Annotated in this window: 22 protein-coding genes; 10 read left to right on the top strand and 12 right to left on the bottom strand. The window is 54.1% G+C overall.

What is annotated here, in order from left to right; genetic code table 11:
* Positions 1–17 precede the first annotated feature (17 nt).
* The 5 genes from ssuB to ssuE are packed head-to-tail and all read right to left on the bottom strand — an operon-like array spanning position 18 to position 4,258.
* Complete coding sequence (gene ssuB / locus N2K86_RS07425; protein WP_260661004.1) at positions 18–788, bottom strand: aliphatic sulfonates ABC transporter ATP-binding protein; 771 nt, start codon at positions 786–788, stop codon at positions 18–20.
* Positions 785–1,576 carry an aliphatic sulfonate ABC transporter permease SsuC gene (ssuC, locus tag N2K86_RS07430; RefSeq protein WP_023311016.1) on the bottom strand — a complete coding sequence of 264 codons (792 nt, stop codon included), beginning with the start codon at positions 1,574–1,576 and terminating at the stop codon, positions 785–787. The genes ssuB and ssuC overlap by 4 nt, the downstream gene beginning before the upstream one ends.
* Positions 1,577–1,585: 9 nt before the next feature.
* Entirely contained in the window at positions 1,586–2,731 is a 1,146-nt protein-coding gene (gene ssuD, locus N2K86_RS07435) for an FMNH2-dependent alkanesulfonate monooxygenase (RefSeq protein ID WP_010429320.1), read from the bottom strand.
* Positions 2,728–3,690 carry a sulfonate ABC transporter substrate-binding protein gene (locus N2K86_RS07440; protein ID WP_260661006.1) on the bottom strand — a complete coding sequence of 321 codons (963 nt, stop codon included), beginning with the start codon at positions 3,688–3,690 and terminating at the stop codon, positions 2,728–2,730. Before N2K86_RS07440 ends, ssuD begins: the two co-directional genes overlap by 4 nt.
* A complete protein-coding gene (gene ssuE / locus N2K86_RS07445) occupies positions 3,683–4,258 on the bottom strand; it encodes an NADPH-dependent FMN reductase (RefSeq protein ID WP_010429323.1) in 576 nt (191 codons plus the stop codon). The genes N2K86_RS07440 and ssuE overlap by 8 nt, the downstream gene beginning before the upstream one ends.
* A 248-nt stretch (positions 4,259–4,506) precedes the next feature.
* Between ssuE and pyrD the strand changes: the two genes are divergently transcribed.
* Together pyrD and zapC are read left to right on the top strand one after the other, a co-directional pair.
* Positions 4,507–5,517, top strand: a complete 1,011-nt coding sequence (gene pyrD, locus N2K86_RS07450) for a quinone-dependent dihydroorotate dehydrogenase (protein WP_126543613.1) — start codon at positions 4,507–4,509, stop codon at positions 5,515–5,517.
* 165 nt (positions 5,518–5,682) lie between these two features.
* The gene (zapC, locus tag N2K86_RS07455; RefSeq protein WP_260661007.1) at positions 5,683–6,225 is read left to right on the top strand and encodes a cell division protein ZapC; all 543 of its coding nucleotides are present in this window, start codon (positions 5,683–5,685) and stop codon (positions 6,223–6,225) included.
* Here the strand turns inward: zapC and N2K86_RS07460 are convergent.
* Complete coding sequence (locus N2K86_RS07460) at positions 6,222–7,331, bottom strand: YcbX family protein (protein WP_260661008.1); 1,110 nt, start codon at positions 7,329–7,331, stop codon at positions 6,222–6,224. The genes zapC and N2K86_RS07460 overlap by 4 nt on opposite strands.
* Before the next feature lie 98 nt (positions 7,332–7,429).
* Here N2K86_RS07460 and rlmKL point away from each other — a divergent pair, with 98 nt between their 5' ends.
* The 6 genes from rlmKL to rmf all read left to right on the top strand — a co-directional run bounded on the left by rlmKL (position 7,430) and on the right by rmf (position 15,354).
* Positions 7,430–9,538 carry a bifunctional 23S rRNA (guanine(2069)-N(7))-methyltransferase RlmK/23S rRNA (guanine(2445)-N(2))-methyltransferase RlmL gene (gene rlmKL, locus N2K86_RS07465; RefSeq protein WP_260661009.1) on the top strand — a complete coding sequence of 703 codons (2,109 nt, stop codon included), beginning with the start codon at positions 7,430–7,432 and terminating at the stop codon, positions 9,536–9,538.
* 12 nt (positions 9,539–9,550) lie between these two features.
* On the top strand, positions 9,551–11,458 hold the full coding sequence (locus N2K86_RS07470) for an ABC transporter ATP-binding protein (RefSeq protein WP_260661010.1): 1,908 nt from the start codon (positions 9,551–9,553) through the stop codon (positions 11,456–11,458).
* A 12-nt stretch (positions 11,459–11,470) separates the two neighbouring features.
* Positions 11,471–12,724 carry a membrane integrity-associated transporter subunit PqiA gene (gene pqiA / locus N2K86_RS07475; protein WP_260661011.1) on the top strand — a complete coding sequence of 418 codons (1,254 nt, stop codon included), beginning with the start codon at positions 11,471–11,473 and terminating at the stop codon, positions 12,722–12,724.
* Between the two features lie 4 nt (positions 12,725–12,728).
* Entirely contained in the window at positions 12,729–14,369 is a 1,641-nt protein-coding gene (pqiB, locus tag N2K86_RS07480; protein ID WP_260661012.1) for an intermembrane transport protein PqiB, read from the top strand.
* Complete coding sequence (gene pqiC, locus N2K86_RS07485; protein WP_260661013.1) at positions 14,366–14,932, top strand: membrane integrity-associated transporter subunit PqiC; 567 nt, start codon at positions 14,366–14,368, stop codon at positions 14,930–14,932. Before pqiB ends, pqiC begins: the two co-directional genes overlap by 4 nt.
* 254 nt (positions 14,933–15,186) lie before the next feature.
* Positions 15,187–15,354, top strand: coding sequence for a ribosome modulation factor (gene rmf / locus N2K86_RS07490; protein ID WP_010429337.1), 168 nt, complete (start codon positions 15,187–15,189; stop codon positions 15,352–15,354).
* A 71-nt stretch (positions 15,355–15,425) separates the two neighbouring features.
* On the opposite strand, the gene fabA is transcribed toward rmf, so the two are convergent.
* Entirely contained in the window at positions 15,426–15,944 is a 519-nt protein-coding gene (fabA, locus tag N2K86_RS07495; protein WP_010429339.1) for a bifunctional 3-hydroxydecanoyl-ACP dehydratase/trans-2-decenoyl-ACP isomerase, read from the bottom strand.
* A 68-nt stretch (positions 15,945–16,012) separates the two neighbouring features.
* A complete protein-coding gene (locus N2K86_RS07500; RefSeq protein WP_260661014.1) occupies positions 16,013–17,773 on the bottom strand; it encodes a Lon protease family protein in 1,761 nt (586 codons plus the stop codon).
* 186 nt (positions 17,774–17,959) lie between these two features.
* Between N2K86_RS07500 and matP the strand changes: the two genes are divergently transcribed.
* The gene (gene matP / locus N2K86_RS07505) at positions 17,960–18,412 is read left to right on the top strand and encodes a macrodomain Ter protein MatP (RefSeq protein ID WP_010429344.1); all 453 of its coding nucleotides are present in this window, start codon (positions 17,960–17,962) and stop codon (positions 18,410–18,412) included.
* Positions 18,413–18,476: 64 nt separating this feature from the next.
* Here matP and ompA read toward each other — a convergent pair whose 3' ends face one another.
* On the bottom strand, positions 18,477–19,532 hold the full coding sequence (gene ompA, locus N2K86_RS07510; protein ID WP_010429345.1) for a porin OmpA: 1,056 nt from the start codon (positions 19,530–19,532) through the stop codon (positions 18,477–18,479).
* A gap of 355 nt (positions 19,533–19,887) precedes the next feature.
* A complete protein-coding gene (gene sulA / locus N2K86_RS07515) occupies positions 19,888–20,397 on the bottom strand; it encodes an SOS-induced cell division inhibitor SulA (protein ID WP_260661642.1) in 510 nt (169 codons plus the stop codon).
* 217 nt (positions 20,398–20,614) lie between these two features.
* Here sulA and N2K86_RS07520 point away from each other — a divergent pair, with 217 nt between their 5' ends.
* Positions 20,615–21,241, top strand: a complete 627-nt coding sequence (locus N2K86_RS07520; protein WP_042719042.1) for a TfoX/Sxy family DNA transformation protein — start codon at positions 20,615–20,617, stop codon at positions 21,239–21,241.
* Here N2K86_RS07520 and yccS read toward each other — a convergent pair.
* Together yccS and N2K86_RS07530 are read right to left on the bottom strand one after the other, a co-directional pair.
* Positions 21,198–23,360, bottom strand: a complete 2,163-nt coding sequence (yccS, locus tag N2K86_RS07525) for a YccS family putative transporter (RefSeq protein ID WP_260661015.1) — start codon at positions 23,358–23,360, stop codon at positions 21,198–21,200. The two genes, N2K86_RS07520 and yccS, sit on opposite strands and share 44 nt — an antisense overlap.
* An 18-nt stretch (positions 23,361–23,378) precedes the next feature.
* Positions 23,379–23,825 carry a YccF domain-containing protein gene (locus tag N2K86_RS07530; protein WP_100165146.1) on the bottom strand — a complete coding sequence of 149 codons (447 nt, stop codon included), beginning with the start codon at positions 23,823–23,825 and terminating at the stop codon, positions 23,379–23,381.
* Positions 23,826–23,944 lie beyond the last annotated feature (119 nt).

Below are 23,944 nucleotides of genomic sequence, written 5' to 3' on the forward strand. Positions count from 1 at the left end.
GGGCCGGGGTGAGGGCATCAGGCATTAGCCTTGGCTCGCTGTAACTCTGTACCCCCGCGCTTCATCACCCGATCCAACACTTCCGCCTCCAGCTCCGCAAGTTTTGCCGAGCCCACGCGGCGAGGGCGCGGGATATCCACCGTCAAATCCAGACCAATCTTCCCGTCTTCTATCAGCAGCACCCGGTCCGCCATCGCGACGGCCTCGCTCACGTCATGCGTCACCAGCAGTACCGTAAAGCCATGCTCCTGCCACAGGGACTCAATCAAATCCTGCATTTCAATCCGCGTCAGCGCATCAAGCGCGCCGAGCGGTTCATCAAGCAACAGCAGGCCGGGACGGTGAATCAACGCGCGCGCCAGCGCCACGCGCTGTTTCTGTCCCCCTGACAGCGCAGCAGGCCACTCGCCTGCGCGGTTTTCCAGCCCGACGGCGGCCAGCGCCTGACGTGCGTTATCCCGCCAGTTGCCCTTCAGACCGAGACCGACGTTGTCGATAACCGTTTTCCACGGCAGCAGGCGCGCGTCCTGAAACATCATGCGCGTATCGTCCTGAATATTGGCCAGCGGCGTTGTCCCTGCCAAAATTTCACCGCCGTTGGGAGCTTCCAGCCCAGCCAGAAGGCGTAGCAGCGTACTCTTGCCGCCGCCGCTGCGTCCGACAACGGCCACAAATTGTCCGGCGGGAATATGCAGATCCAGCCCGTTGAGAATAGTATTTTCGCCGTAGCGTTTGGTGACGCCGTTAAGCAGTAACGGCGTCCCCTGGTTCAGTCGTGCAGTATTCATGCTTTTGCCTCCTGAAGGGTATAGGCCGGGTTCCAGCGTAGCCAGCTGCGCTCCAGCCACTGGGCGCTGACGTCGGCGAGTTTGCCGAGCAGGGCGTAAAGGATGATGGCCACCACCACCACGTCGGTTTGCAGGAATTCACGGGCGTTCATCGCCAGGTAGCCGATACCGGAGTTAGCTGAAATGGTTTCCGCCACAATCAGCGTCAGCCACATCAGACCGAGCGCAAAACGCACCCCAACCATAATCGAGGGCAGGGCGCCCGGCAGGATCACGTGTATAAAGAGAGAAAAACCGGACAAGCCATAACTTCGCGCCATCTCGACCAGACCGCGATCGATATTGCGGATGCCGTGCCAGGTGTTGATGTAAATCGGGAACAGCGTGCCCAGCGCCACGAGGAAGATCTTGGCGCTCTCATCAATCCCAAACCACAGGATAACCAGCGGGATCAGCGCCAGATGCGGCACGTTGCGCAGCATCTGTATAGACGTATCCAGCAGCCGCTCACCCCAGCGCGAAAGGCCGCTGATCAGACCCAGAACCAGACCGATGCTGCCGCCGATGGAAAACCCAATCACGGCGCGCCAGGAACTGATCGCCAGATGTTGCCAAAGCTCTCCGCTCACGCTCAGCGACCAGAACGCTTCTACGACGCCCTCCGGAGAGGGCAGAATGCGGCTCGACAGCCAGCCGGTGGACGACGCGAGCTGCCAGAGGGCCACAATGCCGACGGGTAAAAACCACGGCGCGGCGCGCAGCAGCCATTTTTGTGAGGTGGCAGACATGGTCACTCCTTAGCTCTGCGCGGCTTTGCGTGGAATAAATTCGTTCGCCACGGCTTCGCCCTGAAGCTGGAGTTGCTGCGGCTGCGGAATTTCCGGGATGGCGACATCCAGATGAGGGAACAGCAGTTCGCCCACTTTGTAGGCTTCTTCCAGATGCGGGTAACCGGAGAGGATAAAGCTGTCGATGCCCAGGTCAGCGTATTCATTAATCCGCGCGGCCACCGTTGGGCCATCGCCGACCAGCGCTGTACCTGCGCCGCCGCGTACCAGACCGACACCCGCCCACAGGTTCGGGCTGATCTCCAGGTTCTCGCGCTTGCCGTTGTGCAGAGACGCCATCCGGTGCTGCCCGACGGAGTCGGTTTTAGCAAACGCGGCCTGCGCCTTCGCGATGGTCTCATCGTCCAGATGCGAGATCAGACGGTCGGCAGCCTGCCAGGCTTCTTCATTGGTTTCGCGGACAATCACATGAAGGCGAATACCGAAACGCACCTTGCGACCGTGGGCTGCCGCTTTGGCGCGGACCTGGGCAATTTTTTCTTTCACCAGCTCAGGCGGCTCGCCCCAGGTCAGGTAGAGATCGACCTGCTCGGCGGCCAGATCCTGGGCCACATCCGACGATCCGCCGAAATAGAGGGGAGGGCGCGGCTGTTGCACTGGCGGGAAGTAGAGTTTCGCATCGCGAACGTGAATATGCTTGCCTTCGAAGGTGACGGTTTCACCTTCCAGCAGGCGTCGCCAGACGCGGGTGAATTCGGCGGAGGCTTCGTAGCGCTCCGTGTGATCGAGGAACACGCCATCGCCCGCCAGCTCCTGCGGATCGCTACCGGTGACAAGGTTAAACAGGGCGCGACCGTTGGACAGTCTGTCCAGCGTTGCCGCCTGACGCGCCGCAACGGTGGGGGAAACCACGCTTGGACGTAAGGCGACCAGGAACTTCAGACGTTGAGTGACCGGGATCATCGATGCGGCGACCAGCCATGCATCCTCGCACGAACGTCCGGTTGGGATCAGCACGCCGGTGAAACCGATTCGGTCCGCCGCCTGCGCAATCTGCTGCAGATAGCCATGGTCTACCGGGCGTGAGCCCTCTTCTGTACCAAGATAGTGCCCATCACCGTGGGTGGGTAAAAACCAGAAAAGATTCAGACTCATGATTTAGCTCCTTCTTTGCCAGCGGGTTGCCAGATGCGGTCACGAATATCGACCTTTTTGGGTACCAGACGATTTTGATAGAAGAGGTCAGCGGTTTGTTGCTGAAGGGCCGCGACGTGCGCGTCAACCGGTGTAATGGTGGTCGGCGGACGATGGTTGAGATAGCTCGCGATAACCGGCTCCGGTAGACCCATGGTTTTTGCCAGCAGGGTAATGCTTTCCTGACGCTGGCTCTGGGTCAGGGCATCGGCCTGGGTAAAGGTATCCAGAACGCCCTGAATGAATGCGCCGTTTTTCTCCGCGTAAGGACGTGCAGCGAGATAGAACGAACCGGTTTGTTTCAGCGTGGTGCCATCTTTCAGCACCCGCACGCCACCCTGCAGTAAGGCTGCGGAGTAATAAGGATCCCAGATGGCCCAGGCATCCACGTTCTTCTGCTGGAATGCGGCGCGCGCGTCGGCAGGCGTCAGGTAAACGGGCTGAATGTCGGTGAACTTAAGCCCGGCCTCTTGCAGGGCGCGCAGCAGCAGGTTGTGTGAGCTGGAACCTTTCTGGAAAGCTACTTTATGGCCTTTAAGATCGGCAACGCTTTTAATGTCGCTATTTTCAGGTACCAGAATGACCTCGGCTTTCGGTTTAGCGGGTTCGACGCCCACATAGACCAGATCGGCCCCGGCAGCCTGAGCAAAGATAGGCGGAATATCACCCGTGCTGCCCAAATCGATACTCCCGACGTTCAACGCCTCCAGCATCTGTGGGCCTGCAGGGAACTCCACCCAGGAGAATGTGGTGTTCGGGAAGCGTTTTTCCAGAAGCTGGTGGCTTTTCGCCAGCACCATGCTGACGCTGCCTTTCTGATAGCCGATGCGCAGGCTTTCCGGTGCGGTTTCCGCCGCATAAGCCAGCGACGACAGAGCCATCAGCCCTGCCAGCCCGATGCGTGTCAGTGTCTTAAACATGAGCGACTCCTTGCGACGGATTAAAAGCGGGAACCTGGATATCCCGACGATGCAGCGCATGCCAGAACGTTTCCAGTGCGGCATCAAGGCGGGTTTGCAGATTCGGCGTAAAGTGGGGTTTGTGTTGATAGTCGATGACCTGTGAATCATCTGCGAAAACGCCATGCAGGATCTCCTGCGCTTTCAGGGCATTCAGCACCGGTTTCAGGGCGTAATCCACGGCCAGTAAATGGGCAACCGTACCGCCCGTAGCCAGCGGCAGCACCACTTTGCCGTCCAGCGCGCGCTCCGGAAGCAGGTCGAGCAGGGTTTTCAGTGCGCCAGAAAAAGAGGCTTTATAAATGGGAGTCGCCACAATTAAGCCATCTGCCCCCTTGAGTTGCTCGATCAGGGTTTTAAGCGCGGGGCTGTCGAAACGGGCATAGAGCAAATCTTCAGGTTCGAAGTTATGCAGATTCCAGTGGCACACTTCCACATCCAGAGCAGTGAGTTTTTCACGGGCATATTCCAGCAGAGCGCTGGAACGCGAGGGGAACCGTGGACTACCGGCCAGGGTGATGACGCGCATGTTTGCTCCTTATAACTAATTGTTTGCTTTTATCTAACATTCATAACAATTTTAAGGAGTGTGACATCGCCGGGTTATTCCACTAAATGATTTATCTGCAATTTAAATGCGAAAAAGTGCATAAGAAATCGGCGTGGAAGTAAACGTTTGCGTTTTGCGCGACTTTTTTGCCGCAGGTCAATTCCCTTTCCGGGCGGGATCGCACATAATCCCCTCCCGGTTTGCACACCGGGAATCCAGGAGAGTTCATGTACTACCCCTTCGTTCGTAAAGCCCTTTTCCAGCTCGATCCTGAGCGCGCTCATGAATTTACATTCCAGCAATTACGTCGTATTACAGGCACGCCTCTGGCTGCTTTGGTGCGTCAAAATGTGCCGGAAAAACCTGTCCAATGCATGGGCCTGACCTTTAAGAATCCGCTGGGCCTGGCGGCCGGTCTGGATAAAAATGGCGAATGTATTGATGCCCTGGGCGCGATGGGGTTTGGCTCCATCGAAATCGGTACCGTTACGCCGCGTCCGCAGTCGGGTAACGACAAGCCGCGTCTGTTCCGCCTGGTAGAAGCTGAGGGTCTGATCAACCGTATGGGCTTCAACAACCTTGGTGTCGATCATCTGGTGGAGAACGTTAAAAAATCCCATTTTGATGGCGTATTAGGCATCAATATTGGTAAAAATAAAGACACGCCGGTAGAGCAGGGCAAAGATGACTATCTGATTTGTATGGAAAAAGTCTATGCCTATGCCGGTTATATTGCGGTGAATATTTCTTCACCCAATACCCCAGGCCTGCGTTCATTACAATATGGCGACGCGCTGGACGATCTTCTGAGTGCCATTAAAAATAAACAAAACGAACTCCAGGCGATCCACCATAAATATGTTCCGGTCGCGGTTAAGATCGCGCCGGATCTTTCTATTGAAGAATTGATCCAGGTTGCCGACAGTTTAGTGCGTCATAATATTGATGGAGTGATAGCAACCAATACGACGCTCGATCGTTCTCTCGTTCAGGGAATGAAAAACTGTGACGAAGCGGGTGGGTTAAGTGGCCGTCCGGTACAATTAAAAAGTACGGAAATTATTCGCGCACTGTCTGCTGAATTACAGGGACGTCTGCCCATTATTGGCGTGGGCGGTATCGACTCTGTTATCGCTGCCCGCGAGAAGATGGCTGCCGGGGCATCACTGGTGCAAATTTATTCCGGCTTTATTTTTAAAGGCCCGCCATTGATTAAAGAAATCGTTACTCATATCTAATCTTTTCTCCTAATCAGACAACCAGGGCTTTATTTCCGGCCCTGGTTGTTTTATATTCCGTCACTGTTGCTTATTTAGTCATTATAGTCTTTTATTAATGGTGTTATAAACGAGGCGGCAAACAGGACATTTTTAGTACAGGACGTTTGGGGACGGGAGAGACACATGCGAATTAAACCTGACGATAACTGGCGCTGGTATTTTTGCGACGAGCATGATCGAATGATGCTCGATTTAGCCAATGGCATGTTGTTTCGTTCACGTTTTCCGCGTCGAATGTTAACCCCGGACGCTTTCTCGCCGTCAGGCTTTTGCGTGGACGATGCTGCGCTTTATTTCTCCTTCGAAGAAAAATGCCGCGACCTGACGCTCTCAAAAGAACAGCGCGCTGAGCTGGTCCTGAATGCGCTGGTGGCCATCCGTTTCCTGAAACCGCAAATGCCAAAAAGCTGGCATTTTCTTGCACACGGCATGAGCTGGACCCCGGCAACGGGCGATGCGGCAAGCGTCAATCTGAGCGATACCGCAGAAGAGGTGAATTTACTGGTCGTTGAACCCGGTGAAAACGCCGCGCTCTGTTTGTTAGCGCAGCCCGGCGTGACCATCGCCGGGCGAGTTATGCAGTTAGGAGATGCGATTAAAGTCATGAATGACAGGCTGAAACCCCAGCTGCGCGTTGATTCGTTCAGCCTTGAACAGGCCGTTTAAGCTTCCAGCTGGACGGACGTTTTCGGCACACAACTGCAACATAAAATCGTACCGTCATCACCTACCGCCGATTTCTTCAGCGCTGTAACTTCACCCTCGACCAGTTTGATTCGACAGCATCCGCAAATACCTGCCCGACAGGAGTAAGGTACGCGGATCCCTGCCTGTTCCAGTTGCTCAAGTAATACCTGCTGATTGTTGCCACGGATAACTTTACCCTGCCAGTGAATATCGACCCCTGACGAGGGTGCGGACTCGATATCAACAAACTCCTCTTCCTGGCTGGAACCATAAATCCTGGCGGGACCACGGGTGAGGATTTCTACTTCGTCACCGACGCGGATCACACCGCTGGAGCGTGGAATGAGGTTCTGACCGAAATCCACATCACCGTTGTCCTGGGCGGTACGGAATGACTGCAACGTTTTCAACGGTTCGCCGGAAGGATGTTTTTGGCCTTTTTCTGGGCTGACAGTGGTGAAAATGCAGCGACTACAGGGCTTCACCACGTCGAAAATAACGCTGCCAATTCGGATCACCTTCCAGGTATCTTCGTCCCAGGCGTCTGAACCCGTCACCACCAGGTTCGGACGGAACTGTTCCATCTGAACGCTGGCTTTGCAGCGGCGCTGTAAATCACGCAGCGAGGCTTCGTTGGTCAGCAGGAACGGGAAGCCATCGGCGAAGGAGAGGGGAACGGCGTCATGGCGCTTCACGCGACGCGTCAGTTCAGGCCCAACCCAGCGCAGCTGCACGTCGCGGGAGAAGAAACCGCTCAGCCAGCGGTTAATTTCATCCGGAGCGATGCGCGCGGTAAAATGATTTCCCCACACTTCCGTCGGCGCGTCGACAGGTGCAAAATCGGCAAAGCGAATCACTACGCTGGAACCGTCCGGCGCGGTCAGGTGCAAACCATCATGAAGAGGGGAAGGGGTAAAGCGAACCATCTGCGGGAACTGGCGTGCGGTAATAAACGTACCGTCAGGCTCGGTGACCATAAAAATGCGATCGAAGGCGAATCCGCTCATGTCGGCCAGCGCGTGAGAGACGCCGATGCCGCGCATGGATTTCACCGGATGAATAAAAAGCCTGGATAACGTCGCCACTGCACACTCCCACAAATGAAAATAAGCCTTCAACTTTATGACATACACGCCATATTAGCTATAATGCGCGACAATTTTCTAAGAGTAAAAGTGACGATATGAATTCTCTGTTTGCCAGTACGGCCCGTGGGCTGGAAGAGCTGTTAAAAACTGAACTGGAAGGCCTGGGCGCGCAAGAGTGTCAGGTGGTTCAGGGTGGTGTCCATTTTGAGGGCGACACGCGGCTTATTTACCAGAGCCTGATGTGGAGCCGTCTGGCGTCGCGCATCATGCTGCCGATGAAGGAGTGCAAGGTCTATAGCGACCTGGATCTCTATACCGGCGTACAGATGATCGACTGGACAGAGATCTTCACGCCAAATGCCACCTTTGCGGTGCATTTCAACGGCGTGAATGACGAGATCCGCAACAGCCAGTACGGTGCCCTGCGCGTAAAAGACGCCATTGTGGACTGCTTCACGCGTAAAAATAAGGAACGACCAAACGTCGATCGCGAAAATCCGGATCTGCGTATTAACGTCTGGCTGAACGGCGACACGGCGAGTATCTCTCTCGATCTGAGCGGCGCGGGTCTGCACCTGCGCGGCTACCGCGATCGTACCGGTATGGCGCCAATTAAAGAAACGCTGGCCGCCGCCATCGTAATGCGCTCCGGCTGGCAGCCGGGCACGCCGCTGCTCGACCCAATGTGTGGTTCCGGTACGCTGCTGATAGAAGCAGCCATGCTGGCAACTGACCGTGCGCCGGGGCTGCACCGCGGTCACTGGGGCTTTAAAGGCTGGGCACAGCACGATGAAGCACTCTGGAAAGAGGTCAAAGACGATGCGCAGACCCGCGCGCGTAAAGGCCTGGCGGAGTACACCTCCCACTTCTACGGTTCGGACAGCGACCCTCGCGTCATTGAACGTGCGCGCAGCAACGCCCGTCGCGCCGGTATCGGTGAGCTGGTCACCTTCGAAGTGAAAGATGTGGCGAACCTGACCAACCCGCTGCCAAAAGGTCCGTACGGCACCGTCATCAGCAACCCGCCATACGGCGAGCGTCTGGACAGCGAGCCGGCGCTGATTGCCCTGCACAGCCTGCTGGGCCGCAATATGAAAGATTACTTCGGCGGCTGGAATCTTTCCCTGTTTAGCGCCTCACCGGAGCTGCTGAGCTGCCTGCAGCTGCGCGCCGATCGCCAGTTTAAGGCGAAAAACGGACCGCTGGACTGCGTGCAGAAAAACTACCATCTGGCAGAAAAAGCGGCAGACAGCAAGCCGTCCGGCGTGGCGGAAGATTACGCCAACCGCCTGCGCAAGAACCTGAAGAAATATGAGAAGTGGGCGAAGCAGGAAGGGATTGAATGCTACCGCCTGTACGACGCCGACCTGCCGGAGTACAACGTGGCGGTTGACCGCTACGCGGACTGGGTGGTGATTCAGGAATATGCGCCACCGAAAACTATTGATGCGCAAAAAGCGCGTCAGCGTATGCTGGACGTTATTGCGGCAACCATCGCCGTGCTGGGCATTACGCCGAACAAACTGGTACTGAAAACCCGCGAGCGCCAGAAGGGCAAAAACCAGTATCAGAAGATGGGCGAGAAGGGCGACTTTATCGAAGTGGGCGAGTACAACGCACGCCTGTGGGTAAACCTGACCGACTATCTTGATACCGGCCTGTTCCTTGACCACCGTATCGCGCGCCGCATGCTGGGTCAGATGAGCAAGGGCAAAGATTTCCTCAACCTGTTCTCCTACACCGGCAGCGCCAGCGTGCATGCGGGTCTGGGCGGCGCGCGCAGCACCACCACCGTGGATATGTCCCGCACCTATCTGGAATGGGCGGAGCGTAACCTGCGTCTGAACGGCCTGACCGGACGCCAGCATCGCCTGATGCAGGCCGACGTGCTGGGCTGGCTGCGTGATACCGACGAGCAGTTCGATCTGATCTTTATCGATCCGCCGACCTTCTCCAACTCCAAGCGTATGGAGGATAGCTTTGATGTTCAACGCGATCACCTGCGCCTGATGACCGACCTGAAACGCCTGCTGCGTAAAGGCGGCACCATTATGTTCTCGAACAACAAACGCGGCTTCCGCATGGATCATGAAGGCTTAGCCACACTGGGACTGAAAGCGCAAGAAATCAGCCAGAAAACGCTGTCTCAGGACTTTGCCCGTAACCGTCAGATCCATAACTGCTGGTTAATCTCAGCGGTCTGAAAGGAAATATAAATGTCACTAATTAGCATGCACGGCGCCTGGCTGTCTTTCAGCGATGCGCCCCTTCTCGACGATACTGAACTGCACATTGAAGATAACGAACGTGTTTGTCTGGTAGGCCGTAACGGCGCGGGTAAATCCACGCTGATGAAGATCCTGAACCGTGAGCAGGGTCTGGATGACGGCCGTATCGTTTACGAACAAGATCTGATTGTTTCTCGACTGCAGCAGGATCCACCGCGTAACGTGGCGGGTACCGTCTACGACTTCGTGGCGGAAGGGATCTCTGAACAAGCCGAATACCTGAAGGGCTATCATGAAATTTCGCATCTGGTGATGACCGACCCAAGCGAAAAAAATCTTAATGAAATGGCGCGCCTGCAGGAACTGCTGGATCATCACGGCCTGTGGCAGCTTGAAAGCCGTATCACTGAAGTGCTGGACCAGTTAGGTCTGGATGCGGATATGGAGCTGGCATCACTTTCCGGAGGTTGGCTGCGTAAAGCGGCACTGGGTCGCGCGCTGGTCAGCGGTCCGAAAGTCCTGCTGCTGGACGAACCGACCAACCACCTGGACATTGAAGCCATCGACTGGCTGGAAGGGTTCCTGAAGACCTTCAACGGCACCATCATCTTCATTTCGCACGACCGTTCGTTTATCCGCAACATGGCGACCCGCATTGTCGATCTCGATCGCGGCAAACTGGTGACCTATCCTGGCGATTACGACACCTATCTGCTGGAAAAAGAAGAAAACCTGCGCGTAGAAGAGCTGCAAAACGCTGAGTTTGACCGCAAGCTGGCGCAAGAAGAGGTCTGGATCCGCCAGGGTATCAAAGCCCGCCGTACCCGTAACGAAGGCCGCGTACGTGCGTTAAAAGCGATGCGTAACGAGCGTAGCGCCCGCCGTGAGGTGATGGGTAGCGCGAAGATGCAGGTGGAAGAGGCATCCCGCTCGGGCAAAATCGTCTTTGAGATGGAAGACGTGAATTACCAGGTAGACGGCAAAGTGCTGGTAAAAGACTTTTCCGCTCAGGTTCAGCGTGGCGACAAGATTGCCCTTATTGGCCCTAACGGCTGTGGTAAAACCACGCTGCTCAAACTGATGTTAGGCCAGCTGCAGGCTGATAGCGGTCGCGTTCACTGTGGTACGAAGCTGGAAGTGGCCTACTTCGACCAGCACCGTGCGGAGCTTGATCCGGACAGAACGGTGATGGATAACCTCGCTGAAGGTAAGCAAGAAGTGATGGTTAACGGTAAGCCGCGCCACGTGCTGGGCTACCTGCAGGACTTCCTGTTCCATCCGAAACGTGCAATGACGCCGGTACGCGCGCTGTCTGGCGGCGAGCGAAATCGTCTGCTGCTGGCACGTCTGTTCCTGAAGCCTAGTAACCTGTTGATTCTCGATGAACCAACCAACGATCTGGATGTCGAAACGCTGGAATTACTGGAGGAGTTAATCGACGGTTATCAGGGAACCGTGATGCTGGTGAGCCACGATCGTCAGTTTGTTGATAACACCGTGACCGAGTGCTGGATTTTTGAAGGTGAAGGTCGGATTGGTCAATACGTGGGCGGTTATCATGACGCGCGTGGACAACAAACCCAGTCGCTGCTGCAAAAACAGGCAAAATCCAAAAGTTCACCGGAACCGGTCATAGCAAAAGCAGAAACTGTCAAAAAATCTCCTGCTAAAATGAGCTATAACCTGCAGCGCGAACTGGAAGGCTTACCTCAGCGTCTTGAAGAACTGGAAGCAGCTCTTGAAACGCTGCAAATCCAGGTTGCTGATGCGTCATTCTTTACGCAGCCGCACGACTATACTCAGAAAATATTGGCTGAACTGTCCGCGGCTGAAAAAGCCCTGGAAGAAGCATTTGAGCGCTGGGAGTACCTCGAGTCTCTGAAAAACGGCGCATAACAGGGATTAACTATGTGTGACCAGCACCACGCCGACAGGCATATATTATGCTCGCAATGCGATATGCTCGTGGCGTTGCCAGAGCTTGGTCACGGACATAAAGCCCTGTGTCCACGTTGCGGCGCAACGTTGACGACGGAGTGGGACGCGCCCAGGCAGCGTCCCACTGCTTATGCCCTTGCTGCATTGTTCATGCTGCTGCTTTCCAATCTCTTCCCCTTCATCTATATGAAGGTCGGTGGGATGACAAGCCAGGTGAATCTGCTTGAAATCCCGTGCGTAATGTTCTCGGAAGATTACGCCAGCCTTGGCACCTTTTTTCTGCTGTTTGTCCAGATAGTCCCGGCGTTTTGCCTGGTCGTTATTCTGTTGCTGGTCAACCGCGTCAGGATGCCCACCGCCTTAAAAATCAGACTCGCGCGTATCCTTTTTCAGCTCAAAAGCTGGGGAATGGCCGAGATCTTTCTGGCGGGGATTCTGGTCAGTTTCGTCAAGCTGATGGCCTATGGTGATGTTGGAATTGGCAGCAGTTTTATTCCCTGGTGCCTTTACTGTGTATTACAGCTGCGCGCCTTCCAGTGCGTGGACAGGCGATGGGCGTGGGATGACATCGCGCCAGCACCGACGCTTGCGCAGACGGTGAAGGTCGGGGTGCCCGGTATCCGTCAGGGTCTGCGCTCTTGCTCATGCTGTACCGCCGTGCTGCCCGCCGATCTCAACGTGTGTCCGCGCTGCGAAATGAAAGGTCACGTTCGTCGTAAAAATAGCCTGCAGTGGACGATGGCGTTGCTGGTCACGTCGATCATGTTCTATCTGCCCGCCAATATTCTGCCGATTATGATCACCGATTTGCTCGGTGACAAAATGCCCTCGACGATCCTCGCCGGGGTAATACTGCTGTGGGGCGAAGGATCCTATCCTGTCGCCGGCGTGATTTTCATTGCCAGCATTATGGTGCCTACCCTAAAAATGATCGCCATTGCCTGGTTGTGCTGGGACGCAAAAGGCCACGGCAAACGCGACAGCGAACGCATGCACCTGATCTACGAAGTTGTTGAATTTGTTGGCCGCTGGTCAATGATTGATGTGTTTGTGATTGCCGTTCTCTCTGCGCTGGTGCGCATGGGAGGGCTGATGAGTATTTATCCCGCAATGGGAGCGCTAATGTTTGCGTTGGTCGTCATTATGACCATGTTTGCGGCCATGACCTTCGACCCTCGTTTATCGTGGGATCGTGAGCCCGAGTCAAGCCATGAGGAAGAGTAAGAGCATGGAAAATAAGAGTGGAGAGGCGAAAGTGCAGAAGGTCAAGAACTGGTCTCCGGTGTGGATTTTCCCCATCGTAACCGCGCTGATCGGTGCATGGATCCTGTTTTATCATTACAGCCATCAGGGACCGGAAGTGACGCTTATCACCACCAATGCAGAAGGTATTGAGGGGGGCAAAACCACCATCAAAAGCCGCAGTGTGGATGTGGGCGTGGTGGAAAGCGCAACCCTGACGGATGATTTAACGCACGTTGAAATCAAGGCGCGTTTAAATTCCGGTATGGAAAAATTGCTGCATGGCGACTCGGTTTTTTGGGTGGTTAAACCGCAGGTAGGACGTGAGGGGATCAGCGGGTTGGGAACGCTGCTGTCCGGCGCCTATATTGAGCTGCAGCCGGGTAAGAAAGGGAGCCAGCCGGAACAATACGAGCTGCTGGACTCTCCGCCGCTTGCGCCACCGGATGCGAAAGGCATTCGCGTGATCCTGGACAGTAAAAAAGCGGGCCAGCTCTCGCCTGGCGATCCCGTGCTGTTCCGCGGCTATCGCGTGGGTTCAGTTGAAACCAGTACGTTTGACCCGCAAAAACGCACCATTAGCTATCAGCTCTTCATCAATGCGCCAAACGATCGTCTGGTTACCAGCAACGTCCGCTTTTGGAAAGACAGCGGGATCGCGGTAGATCTGACCTCGGCGGGTATGCGTGTCGAAATGGGCTCCCTGACCACGCTGTTTGGCGGTGGCGTCAGTTTTGATGTGCCTGAAGGGCAGGATTTGGGCCAGCCGGTTGCAGAGAAAACGGCGTTCAGACTCTTTGACGATCAAAAAAGTATTCAGGATGCGCTGTATACCGACCATATCGACTATCTGATGTTCTTTAAGGATTCGGTACGTGGCCTGCAGCCGGGGGCTCCCGTTGAGTTCCGGGGAATTCGTCTCGGTACGGTTGGGCAAGTGCCGTTCTTTGTACCAGGACTCAAGCAGATGCTGGATGATGATTACCGCATTCCGGTCCTCATCCGTATCGAACCCGAGCGTCTGATCAATCAGATTGGTGAAAACCAGGACATCGGTGAACATATTACCGATCTCATGAACCGTGGCCTGCGCGGCTCGCTGAAAACCGGTAACCTCGTCACCGGTGCGCTGTATGTGGATATGGATTTCTATCCTAAAGCGCCGCCGATTACCGGTATACGTGAATTCGGTGGCTATAAAATTATCCCTACGGTCAGCAGCGGTCTGGCGCAAATCCAGCAGCGTCTGATGGAGACCCTGGATAAGATTAACAATCTGCCACTGAATCCGATGATTGAAGCCGCAACGGGATCGTTGCATCAGAGTCAGGCTACAATGCAACGTCTGCAGACCACGCTGGATAATATTAACAAGCTTACCGCAAGCCAGAGCATGCAGCAGCTGCCGCAGGATATGCAGAAGACACTGCGTGAACTCAACCGCAGTATGCAGGGCTTCCAGCCGGGTTCAGCGGCGTACAACAAGATGGTGGCCGACATGCAACGTCTTGATCAGGTCTTACGTGAACTGCAGCCGGTGCTGAAAACGCTCAATGAGAAGAGCAACGCACTGGTGTTCGAAGCGAAAGATAAAAAGGATCCTGAGCCGAAGAGGGCTAAACAATGAAAAAATGGCTAGCGATTGCAGGAGCGATGGTACTAACAGCCTGTAGCTCGGGTAGTGATAACAAAAGCTACTATCAGTTACCGCTGACGACCCAGGTTGGAACGCAGAGCACCGCCTCGCAGGGCAACCGCCTGTTATGGGTGGAGCAGGTAGCGGTGCCGGATTATCTGGCGGGTAACGGCGTGGTGTATCAAACCAGCGATGTTCAGTACGTGATTGCCAACAATAACCTGTGGGCCAGCCCGCTGGACCAGCAGCTGCGCAATACGCTGGTGGCGAATCTCAGCAGCCAGCTTCCCGGCTGGGTTGTCGCGTCGCAGCCGCTGGGAAGCGACCAGGACACGCTTAACGTCAACGTGACGGGTTTCCACGGCCGGTATGATGGCGTTATCGTGGTGAGTGGAGAGTGGCTGTTGAATCATCAGGGACAGCTGATTAAGCGTCCGTTCCATCTGGAAATGAAGCAGCAAAAAGATGGATACGATGAGATGGTGAAAGTGCTTGCCCAGGGCTGGGCACAGGAGTCTGCGAGTATCGCCAGAGAGATTTCCAGACTGCCATAAGTAAAATTCATCGACAAAAGCCGCCGTCAGATATTCGCTGATTGCGGCTTTTTTTTCGTTTTGGCTTCAGGTTGTTACTTGTGCTGCATCACATTTTTTGTACAAATGATCTTCTGCTTAGCTCACAAATATGACACCCGTATGAATTTTGAACGTTGACGCTGAGCCTAATTCGGGTTATTCGTTAACTGTGCTTGCACACTTTGCAATCACTGTTTTCTTTCCACCAGACAAAAGAATGAGGGAAACGAGGCATGAAGAGACAGAAACGAGATCGCCTGGAAAGGGCTCATCAACGTGGTTATCAGGCTGGCATCGCCGGACGTTCTAAAGAAATGTGTCCCTATCAGACTTTGAACCAAAGGTCTCAATGGTTAGGGGGCTGGCGAGAAGCCATCGGAGACAGGGCAGTACTTGCTTGATAGCGTCTCTTTAAAAAAGAAACCTCCGCAGAGCGGAGGTTTCGCCTTTCTGAAGCAGCTAAAAGCTGGGCTTAGAAAGCAGAGGTATCCTGGAACAGACCCACTTTCAGATCGTTCGCAGTATAAATCAGACGACCATCTACCAGCACTTCACCATCCGCCAGGCCCATGATCAGACGACGGTTAACGATGCGCTTGAAGTGGATACGGTAGGTCACTTTCTTCGCGGTAGGCAGTACCTGACCGGTGAATTTCACTTCACCCACGCCCAGCGCGCGGCCTTTGCCTTCGCCACCGAGCCAGCCCAGATAGAAGCCAACCAGCTGCCACATCGCATCGAGGCCCAGGCAGCCCGGCATTACCGGATCGCCAATAAAGTGGCAACCGAAGAACCACAGGTCCGGGTTGATATCGAGTTCTGCTTCTACGTAACCCTTATCGAAGTTACCGCCGGTTTCGGTCATTTTCACGACACGGTCCATCATCAGCATGCTTGGGGCCGGTAACTGTGGGCCTTTAGCGCCAAACAATTCACCACGACCAGAGGCAAGAAGGTCTTCTTTTGTATAGGATTCGCGTTTATCTACCATGTTCTCAGTAAGCCTTATTTTAGTGAAGGACGCAGGATAGCTAACACGTGTACGCTGAACAAGTCCGATCAGTTCGAACTAAACCAACTTAACCAGCGTAACGGCCAGGGATAACGATGACGAGCATCCGGCTGTGTTGCCTGAGCAATGCGCTCCTGAATGGTCTGCATCAGAGTAGTTTGACCCTCGCCATCCCATACCAGGTTTGTCAGTAAGGGTAGTGCATCCTCAATGCCTTCGATGGCCCACAGGGTGAATTGTTCCTGTTCCACCGCATCAAGCAGTGCCTGGCTCAGGCTCAAATGGCGCGCGTTTGGCGCAGGGATAATAACGCCCTGTTTGCCGTTTAGCCCACGCTGCTGACAAATGGAGAAGAAACCTTCGATTTTTTCGTTCAGACCACCGACTGGCTGGGCGCGGCCAAATTGATCCACGGAGCCCGTAATGGCGATGTTCTGATTAATCGGGACTTCCGCCAGGGCGCTGATTAAGGCGCAAAGCTCGGCCATTGAGGCGCTATCGCCATCGACTTCACTGTAGGACTGCTCGAACGTCAGGGACGCAGAGAAGGGGATCTGCTGCTCAAGCTGCAGCTCGGACATCAGGAAAGCCTGCATGATCATCATGCCTTTAGCATGAATGTTTCCACCCAGCTCCGCTTTCCGCTCAATATCCGTAAATTCACCGTCGCCAATGTGAACAACACAGCTGATACGGGAAGGTTCGCCGAAAGCACGAGGGTGACCGGGAAACTCAATCACGGACAAGGCGTTAATCTGACCGATTCGTTCGCCTTCGGTCTCGACCAGAATCTGTTCCAGCAGGATTTCATCCTGCATGCGGTCCGCAAGATAGCCTTCGCGCCACTCCCGCTGGGCAAGCATCTGAGTCAATTGTTCGCCTGTGAAAACGCCTTGGCCGCTGATCACACCCACTTCACGCAGCTGTTTGCCGATCCAGAGTGGGCAAAGCGGCAGGGTTTCCTGGTCTCCGGTATAGCGAACCGCCTCACGGATAAGACCTGACCACGCGTCAGCGGCAGGAGTTGGCAGAGCAAAGCGTTTTGCCACCGCCATTACCCACTGGCACCACTGCGCCATATCATCCGCATCGGCAATTTGAATGTTGTCTTCGTATTCGCTGTAAACCGCCTGATCCGCCAGCTCTGGCTCCATTTCCTGGAAGTCGGCCAGAGATTCACGATCGCCCGTCAGCACAACGGTTAAAGAGAGCGGCATTGACGGGATGGATACAGGCAGAGGGCGAGACTCGTCATAGCCTATCCAGTCGAAGCGCTGCTGGCTAACGATCGTTTTCAGACGCATCCACAGCAGCGGTTGCGACATCAGGGTGCGCAGAGAAATAATAAGTACGCCGCCATTTGCGCGATGCACCAGCCCAGGCTGCAGGGAGAGCTCACCGTTAAACTGACGAAGACAACCAAACAGTTGTTCTGCTTCGACCCAGTTTGCGGTAACCACTTCGCCCTGCGCTGCAAAACGGTCATCAGCCTGCGTAGCGGGGGCGAAAGTGACATCATGCCCTGTGATACGATACTCGCCGCCGAAAACAGCATTCGCTTCCGGTTTAAGCTCGCGCATGGCATCACCCAGAAGCGTCAAATACTCGGCTTCTTCCGGGGCTTTGAGCAGCATGAAGGGAGATGTCGCCCATGGGCTTAACACCTGCTCCAGTGCGTAATGCAAACGCGGTTGTGTATCGCTAAGTATGAATTCGTGTTCTTGTGCGAGGTCTGGCTGTGCAAACAGTTCCTGATAGCTCTCGGTATCCGGAACCAGGTCACGCCATGCTAGTTTCGTAATGGTCAAAGTTGATGTTTTTTAGTCAGATGTAAAACCGTGGAGTATACCGTAAGCGGGGGGCTCTTCCCAAGCAGGATTGGGGATTTCGGTGAGTGAATCTCAAGCGATGTTTCACAGGATATGATTTCTTTTCAGCAGATTGCCAAAAAACTGATATTCTGAACAGAGTTACGTGGTAACACTGAGATCGCAATGAAATATCAACAACTGGAAAATCTCGAAAGCGGCTGGAAATGGAAGTACCTGGTCAAAAAGCACCGTGAAGGGGAGCTGATCACCTGCTACATCGAAGCCAGCGCTGCGCAAGAGGCCGTGGATATTTTGCTGACCCTCGAAAATGAACCGGTACAGGTGAATAGCTGGATTGAGAAGCATATTAATCCCGCCCTGTTAAACCGGATGAAGCAAACTATCCGTGCACGGCGAAAACGGCATTTTAATGCTGAGCATCAGCACACCCGTAAAAAATCAATCGACCTGGAGTTTATGGTCTGGCAGCGTCTGGCGGGGCTAGCGCAACGGCGAGGGAAAACGCTGTCGGAGACCGTGGTACAACTGATTGAAGATGCCGAGCATAAAGAGAAGTATGCCAGCCAGATGTCCACGCTGAAGAACGATCTTCAGGCTTTGCTGGGTAAAAAGTAGTTTCTTATTTTTCTTCAGACAATAAAAAACCCCGCATGGCGGGGTTTTTTTATAAGACGATAACTTATGCCGCAGGCTGAGTTACAACGTCTTTGATACCTTTAACTTCGATCTCAACGCGACGATCTGGTGCCAGGCAGTCGATCAGTGCAGCGCGAGCTTTCACGTTGTCACAGGTAGAACCGGTCACTGGGTTAGATTCGCCCATACCACGTGGGGAGATCTTGTTAGCTGGGATACCTTTAGATACCAGGTAATCAACTACAGACTGAGCACGTTTCTCAGACAGTTTCTGGTTGTAAGCGTCAGAACCGATACGGTCGGTGAAGCCCAGAACCACTACAGAACCATCTTTAGGATCCAGGTTGCTCAGCTGGGTGTACAGCTGATCCAGTGCCTGCTGACCTTCTGGTTTCAGGGTAGCTTTGTTGAAGTTGAACAGAACGTCAGACTTCAGAGTGAAGTGCTTGGTCTGTACTTCTGGAGCTGGAGCCGGAGCTGGAGCTACGATTGGTGCAGCATCTTCCTGCTGACCGAAACGGTAAGAAACACCAACGCTCAGCATGCCGTTGTCTGGACGAACGCCAACGGTAGCACCGTCACCAATGTTGTTAACCCACTGGTATTCCAGACGGGTAGCGATATCACGGGTCATAGCCCACTCAACGCCACCAGCGAATACTGGGGAAACACCGGTGTCATGGTCGTCGCCAGCGATGCTGTTGCTGGAGTCTGCACGCCATACCATGCCGCCCAGACGGGTGTACACGTCCAGATCGTCAGTTACTGGGTAACCCAGTTTAGCGGTGAGCTGTACGCCTTGAGCTTTAAAAGCGCCGTTTACGTTGTCGCCTTTGTATGGCATACGACCTAACCAGTCGTAACCCATTTCAAAACCAACATACGGGTTAACCTGATAGCCACCGAACGCGCCTGCACCCAGCTGGCTCTCGTGAGTCGGGCCATCGTTGTTCAGGCTGCTGTTGTACCAGCCGGTGTCATGGAACTGAGACCAGCCCAGTTTACCACCTGCATACCAGGTATTATCTTTCGGAGCGGCCTGCGCTACGGTAGCGAAGCCAGCCAGTGCCACTGCAATCGCGATAGCTGTCTTTTTCATTTTTTGCGCCTCGTTATCATCCAAAATTTGCCATGAAGATCTCTGCAGAGAAATCACGGTTAAATCCTTCACCGGGGGGCGTGGTCAAATATAAATCTACCGATATCTTCGGCTTAGGCCGAGCACCCCTGGCGATGTAAAGTCTACAACGTAGATGAAAACTTACAAGTGTGAAGTCTGTCAGGCATATGAAAAAAAAAGTTCCGTATACCTAATATTTAACATTTTTTGAACGAAAATTGTGCAGCAAAATTAACGAGAACCGCTCCAGACAAGCCTTGCCGAAGATTTGACGCGTTGAACTATTTCTGCATCTTATGGTCGAAAAAAATTCCAGGAAAAGTCCTAATTTCACTCAATGATACAAATTTGAGTGAATTTTTAGCCCGGAATGTTGTCCTCTGCGATAAGAATCTGCACGAACCGGTCGCATAATAAACCCCATCGCGTGACCTTCTTCCGCTGCTTCCGTCAGTCTCAGGTGTTCCTCTTCCGACAGTTCATCAGGCAGCCATCCGATCACCACACTGTAATTCCCTGTACGTAAGGCCCGGATCATTGAATCTACCGTATCGCAGGGTGAGAGTTGGTTAATCTGCATCACTTTCGCCAGCGGCAGGCCCGCAGACTGAACCCACTCGCGGCTCAATTTTTGTTGTGGCGTCAGCCAAAGCTGCCAGCGTGATTGCTGACCAAGCTGCTGCAACAGCGGCAGTAATAAGAGTTGCGTCAACAGAGGCTGGTCTTCACGATAAACCACTTCACTGATAAGCCCTGTAGAATCACGCCCGACGGATTTCTGCGCGACATTGCCAGCGGTAGAAGAGAGAGATGTTGAGCGATTTGCATAGCCTGAAGTGTACATATTCATTCCAGCCCTGTAGTTACTGTATGGATATACAGTAACCCCTGTATGCATAAAGATCAACCTCATTTTCGGAAAGAGACTCGCAAATTTCACCCATTCTTGGTGCGCCATAAAAAATCATCTTGCCCTCCAGCAATAAGTTGCCTATTTTCCTGCTAACGGATCCGTTAGTGATAAATATCGTTGTTAATAATTGATTTTTAATGGAATTATCATGAAAAAGATATCTTATGAGCGGATTTATAAATCGCAGGAATACCTCTCACCGTTAGGCGAAATTCATCATCGGGCGCTATTTGGTGGGTACACCCTGGCGGTGGATAATGCGGTGTTCGCGATGGTGTCGGAGGGTGAACTCTACCTCCGAGCCTGTGAAGAAAGTGCCAGGTATTGTGTCAAAAACGCCTCTTCGTTTCTGACGCTAATGAAACGAGGCCGTCCCGTCCTGCTTAATTACTATCGGGTGGACGACGGGCTTTGGCAGGACAGGGACAAATTGCTCCAGCTTTCCTCCTTTGCTCTCGACGCGGCAAGGAAAGAGCGCTGCCAGCGCCATCAGCGCAACCGGCTAAAAGATCTTCCGAATCTGACCTTTCAACTTGAGGTGCTGCTTTTAGAAGCAGGCATCACTAATGAGGAAACCTTACGGGAACTGGGTGCCAGGAAATGCTGGCTGAAGATGAGGTCCAAAAACAAGGCCTTAAGTATTAAGGTGCTGTTCGCGCTGGAAGGTGCCATTGAAGGGCTACATGAAGCGGCGCTCCCGGCCGACATTCGCCGGGAGCTGACAGAGTGGTTTAATGCGCTGCCTGAGAGTCAGGAGCATCATTCCTCAAGGTAGCGATCTGCTGTTGTAGCCGGCAGATTTCCGGCAGCAGGGCAATCAGCAGGCCGATTTGCTGCAGGACCAGCGGTGCTTTGTTGTCGGCGCCCGGGTCAAGGTGGGCAATACGTTGGGCCAGTTCATCCAGCGATTGTTGAACGCGCGGCTCATCGGCTGGCCGATGATGTAGTGCATCATCGACGTAGCAGACAGCATCATCCAGTAAGGCGAGAATGCCCGGATTGGTCAGTTTCTCACGGTGTGCGCCCAACGTAGAAATATAGCTAGTGAACGTATGATTCAGACACAGCAGACGAAAAGCAGTTTCCCGAATTTCCGCGGTGGCGCGCGGTTCCGTGGACATGTTCGAGACCACCGACGCCAGTTCGGCATCGCTGTTATGCGCATCGCGCCGGGCAATGCGATAAGCAAGGCGGTTATCGCGACCCTGGTGGTATTGCTCAAGGATCGCATCAAGGTACCGGCAGTTTGCATTCATCGCCCTGTCTAACACGCGCGGCAGATTACGAAAACGCCAGTCGGGCCAGATGAAACTCACCGCCGCCCAGGCGATAGCGCAGCCAATGAGCGTGTCGATCACGCGGGGCAGGGCAACTTCAAACCCTTCACCCAGCAGGTTAAAGCACAGTAAAACCAGCAGCGTGATGAACATCGTCGCGTGGGCGTATTGCACATTACGGAAGGCGAAGAACAGCACGCCGGTAATGACGATCAGCACCAGTTGGCCCTCGATGGACGGCACGAAATAGAGCACCGGAAGGCCAATGGCGACGCCTACCAGCGTCCCAATAATACGTAACGCCAGGCGGTGGCGTGTGGCGTTATAGTTGGGCTGACAGACAAACAGGCTGGTGAGCAGGATCCAGTAGCCGTGATGTAAACCGGTTATTTGAATAAACGCGTAACCCACGCACAGCACCAGTGACATTCTCACCGCGTGACGAAACAGAGCGGATTCCGGCGTAAAATTGCGGCTCAGCCGCAGCCACATGCCGCTAACGCTATGCACACTGTCATCAGCAAGCTGATTATCGGCATCGTTGCCCGGCAAGGCCATCGCCTGTTCGGATTCAATGGTCGCCAGCTGAGCATCGATTGCCCGCAGGTTATTAAGCAAAAAACCCAGCGCTTTTATATGTTCCGGTGCGGTTCCACTGGCCTGCACGCGGTCGATGGCCGCATCAAGATGGCTAAACGCGCGCTCAAACCGCGGGTCATGCTGATAGGGCGTCCGCAGTAAAATTGAACGCGCTAGCTGCTGACACGCCTGAGATTGCATGGAAAGTAAGCGCTGGAATCGGAACATCACGTCGCTGTAGCGGAACGTTTCACGCAGGGCGGCATACTGAACGTGTGAAGAGCTGGCACGCTCATGGATGTCCTGCGCGGCAAAGTAGTAGTGAAGCGTTCTTCGCGTCCCGCGTTGGCCGCGGTCTCCGCGCAGGCGGGTCAGCAGGGAGGCTTTGGTCTGGTTCAGCGTGGCGACTAACTGGCCGTTTGCCAGCGCCAGATCGTAAAGAGGGGCCTGGCTTTCCTCTTCAATATCCGGGTCAAACAGCCGGGATTTCAGCTCCAGATAATGCGCCAGCTGCTCATAGCTGCGAGCAAGATTATCCTGCAGAGGGCGCACCGGGAAGATGAGGTGCCCTGTTAACGTCAGCAGGTTATACCAGATAGCCCCCAGCAATAGCAGCACAGGTTGCTGGTACCATTGATCGTACAGGGACACACCCAGCATGGTGTAAATAGCAATCAGCAGTGCGCCAAATGCGATGGTGGCATAACGCTGTCCAAGCCCGCCGAGCAGAATAAAGCCGCTGGTGGAGAGCGTAAGGCCTAAGGCAAACAGCCAGGGCCACGGGAAGAGCAGCTCGACAGATGCGGACGCAATAAAGAAACAGACAAGAGTGATAACCAGGTTGCGCAGACGCCCGGCCAGACGGTCATCGAGGTCCGCAAGCGCCCCCGCAACCACCCCTAACGTGAGCGGAATCGTGAGCTTAACGTCATTCAGCCACCACGGCAGGGCAACGGTGCCACAAAGGGCGATAAAAATTCTGACGTTATAAAGCCAGATGCTGTTCCAGGTATAATTGCGAAGCAGTGGGCTTAGCATGAGCGCGGCCAGTCCTTATTACTGAAAACGACGGCGAGCATTGGCCTCACGCGCGGCTTGCGCCACCTCAACCGGGACGACCCTACGTCCAACCGGCCACAGGGCAATGACGGCAATTTTAAAGTTAGCGATCCCAACAGGAATGCCAATGATTGTCACGCACTGGGCGATACCGGCAAAAATGTGCATCAGGCACAGCCACCAGCCAAAGAAAATCAGCCACAGAATATTCAGTACGGTGCCGCCGGTATTCATCAGCGCGTTTTTACCTTCCGGGTTCAGCTCATCAACGTGGACAGCCTCATTACCGTAGGGAATAAAGGAGAGTTTGGTGATTTCCCAGCAGGAGCGTGTCAGCGGCAGGGTAAAGATAAGCACGATGCTGACCAGAGTGGCAAAAAGCCAGGAAAGGGTGGTGGCAAAACCGCCCAGCACAAAATTCAACACATTCAGAACGGTACGCATAAACCCTCACTTCCTTTCGATAAAATTAACGCCCATTGATTGTAACGTTTTTTTAGGCTGGAGCACCTTAAAACTGGCAGTTAAACTATCAGGCAAATTATCTCTTCGTGGATCCGGCT

This window comes from Enterobacter mori (genome assembly GCF_025244905.1).
In the GTDB taxonomy this organism is placed as follows: domain Bacteria; phylum Pseudomonadota; class Gammaproteobacteria; order Enterobacterales; family Enterobacteriaceae; genus Enterobacter; species Enterobacter mori_A.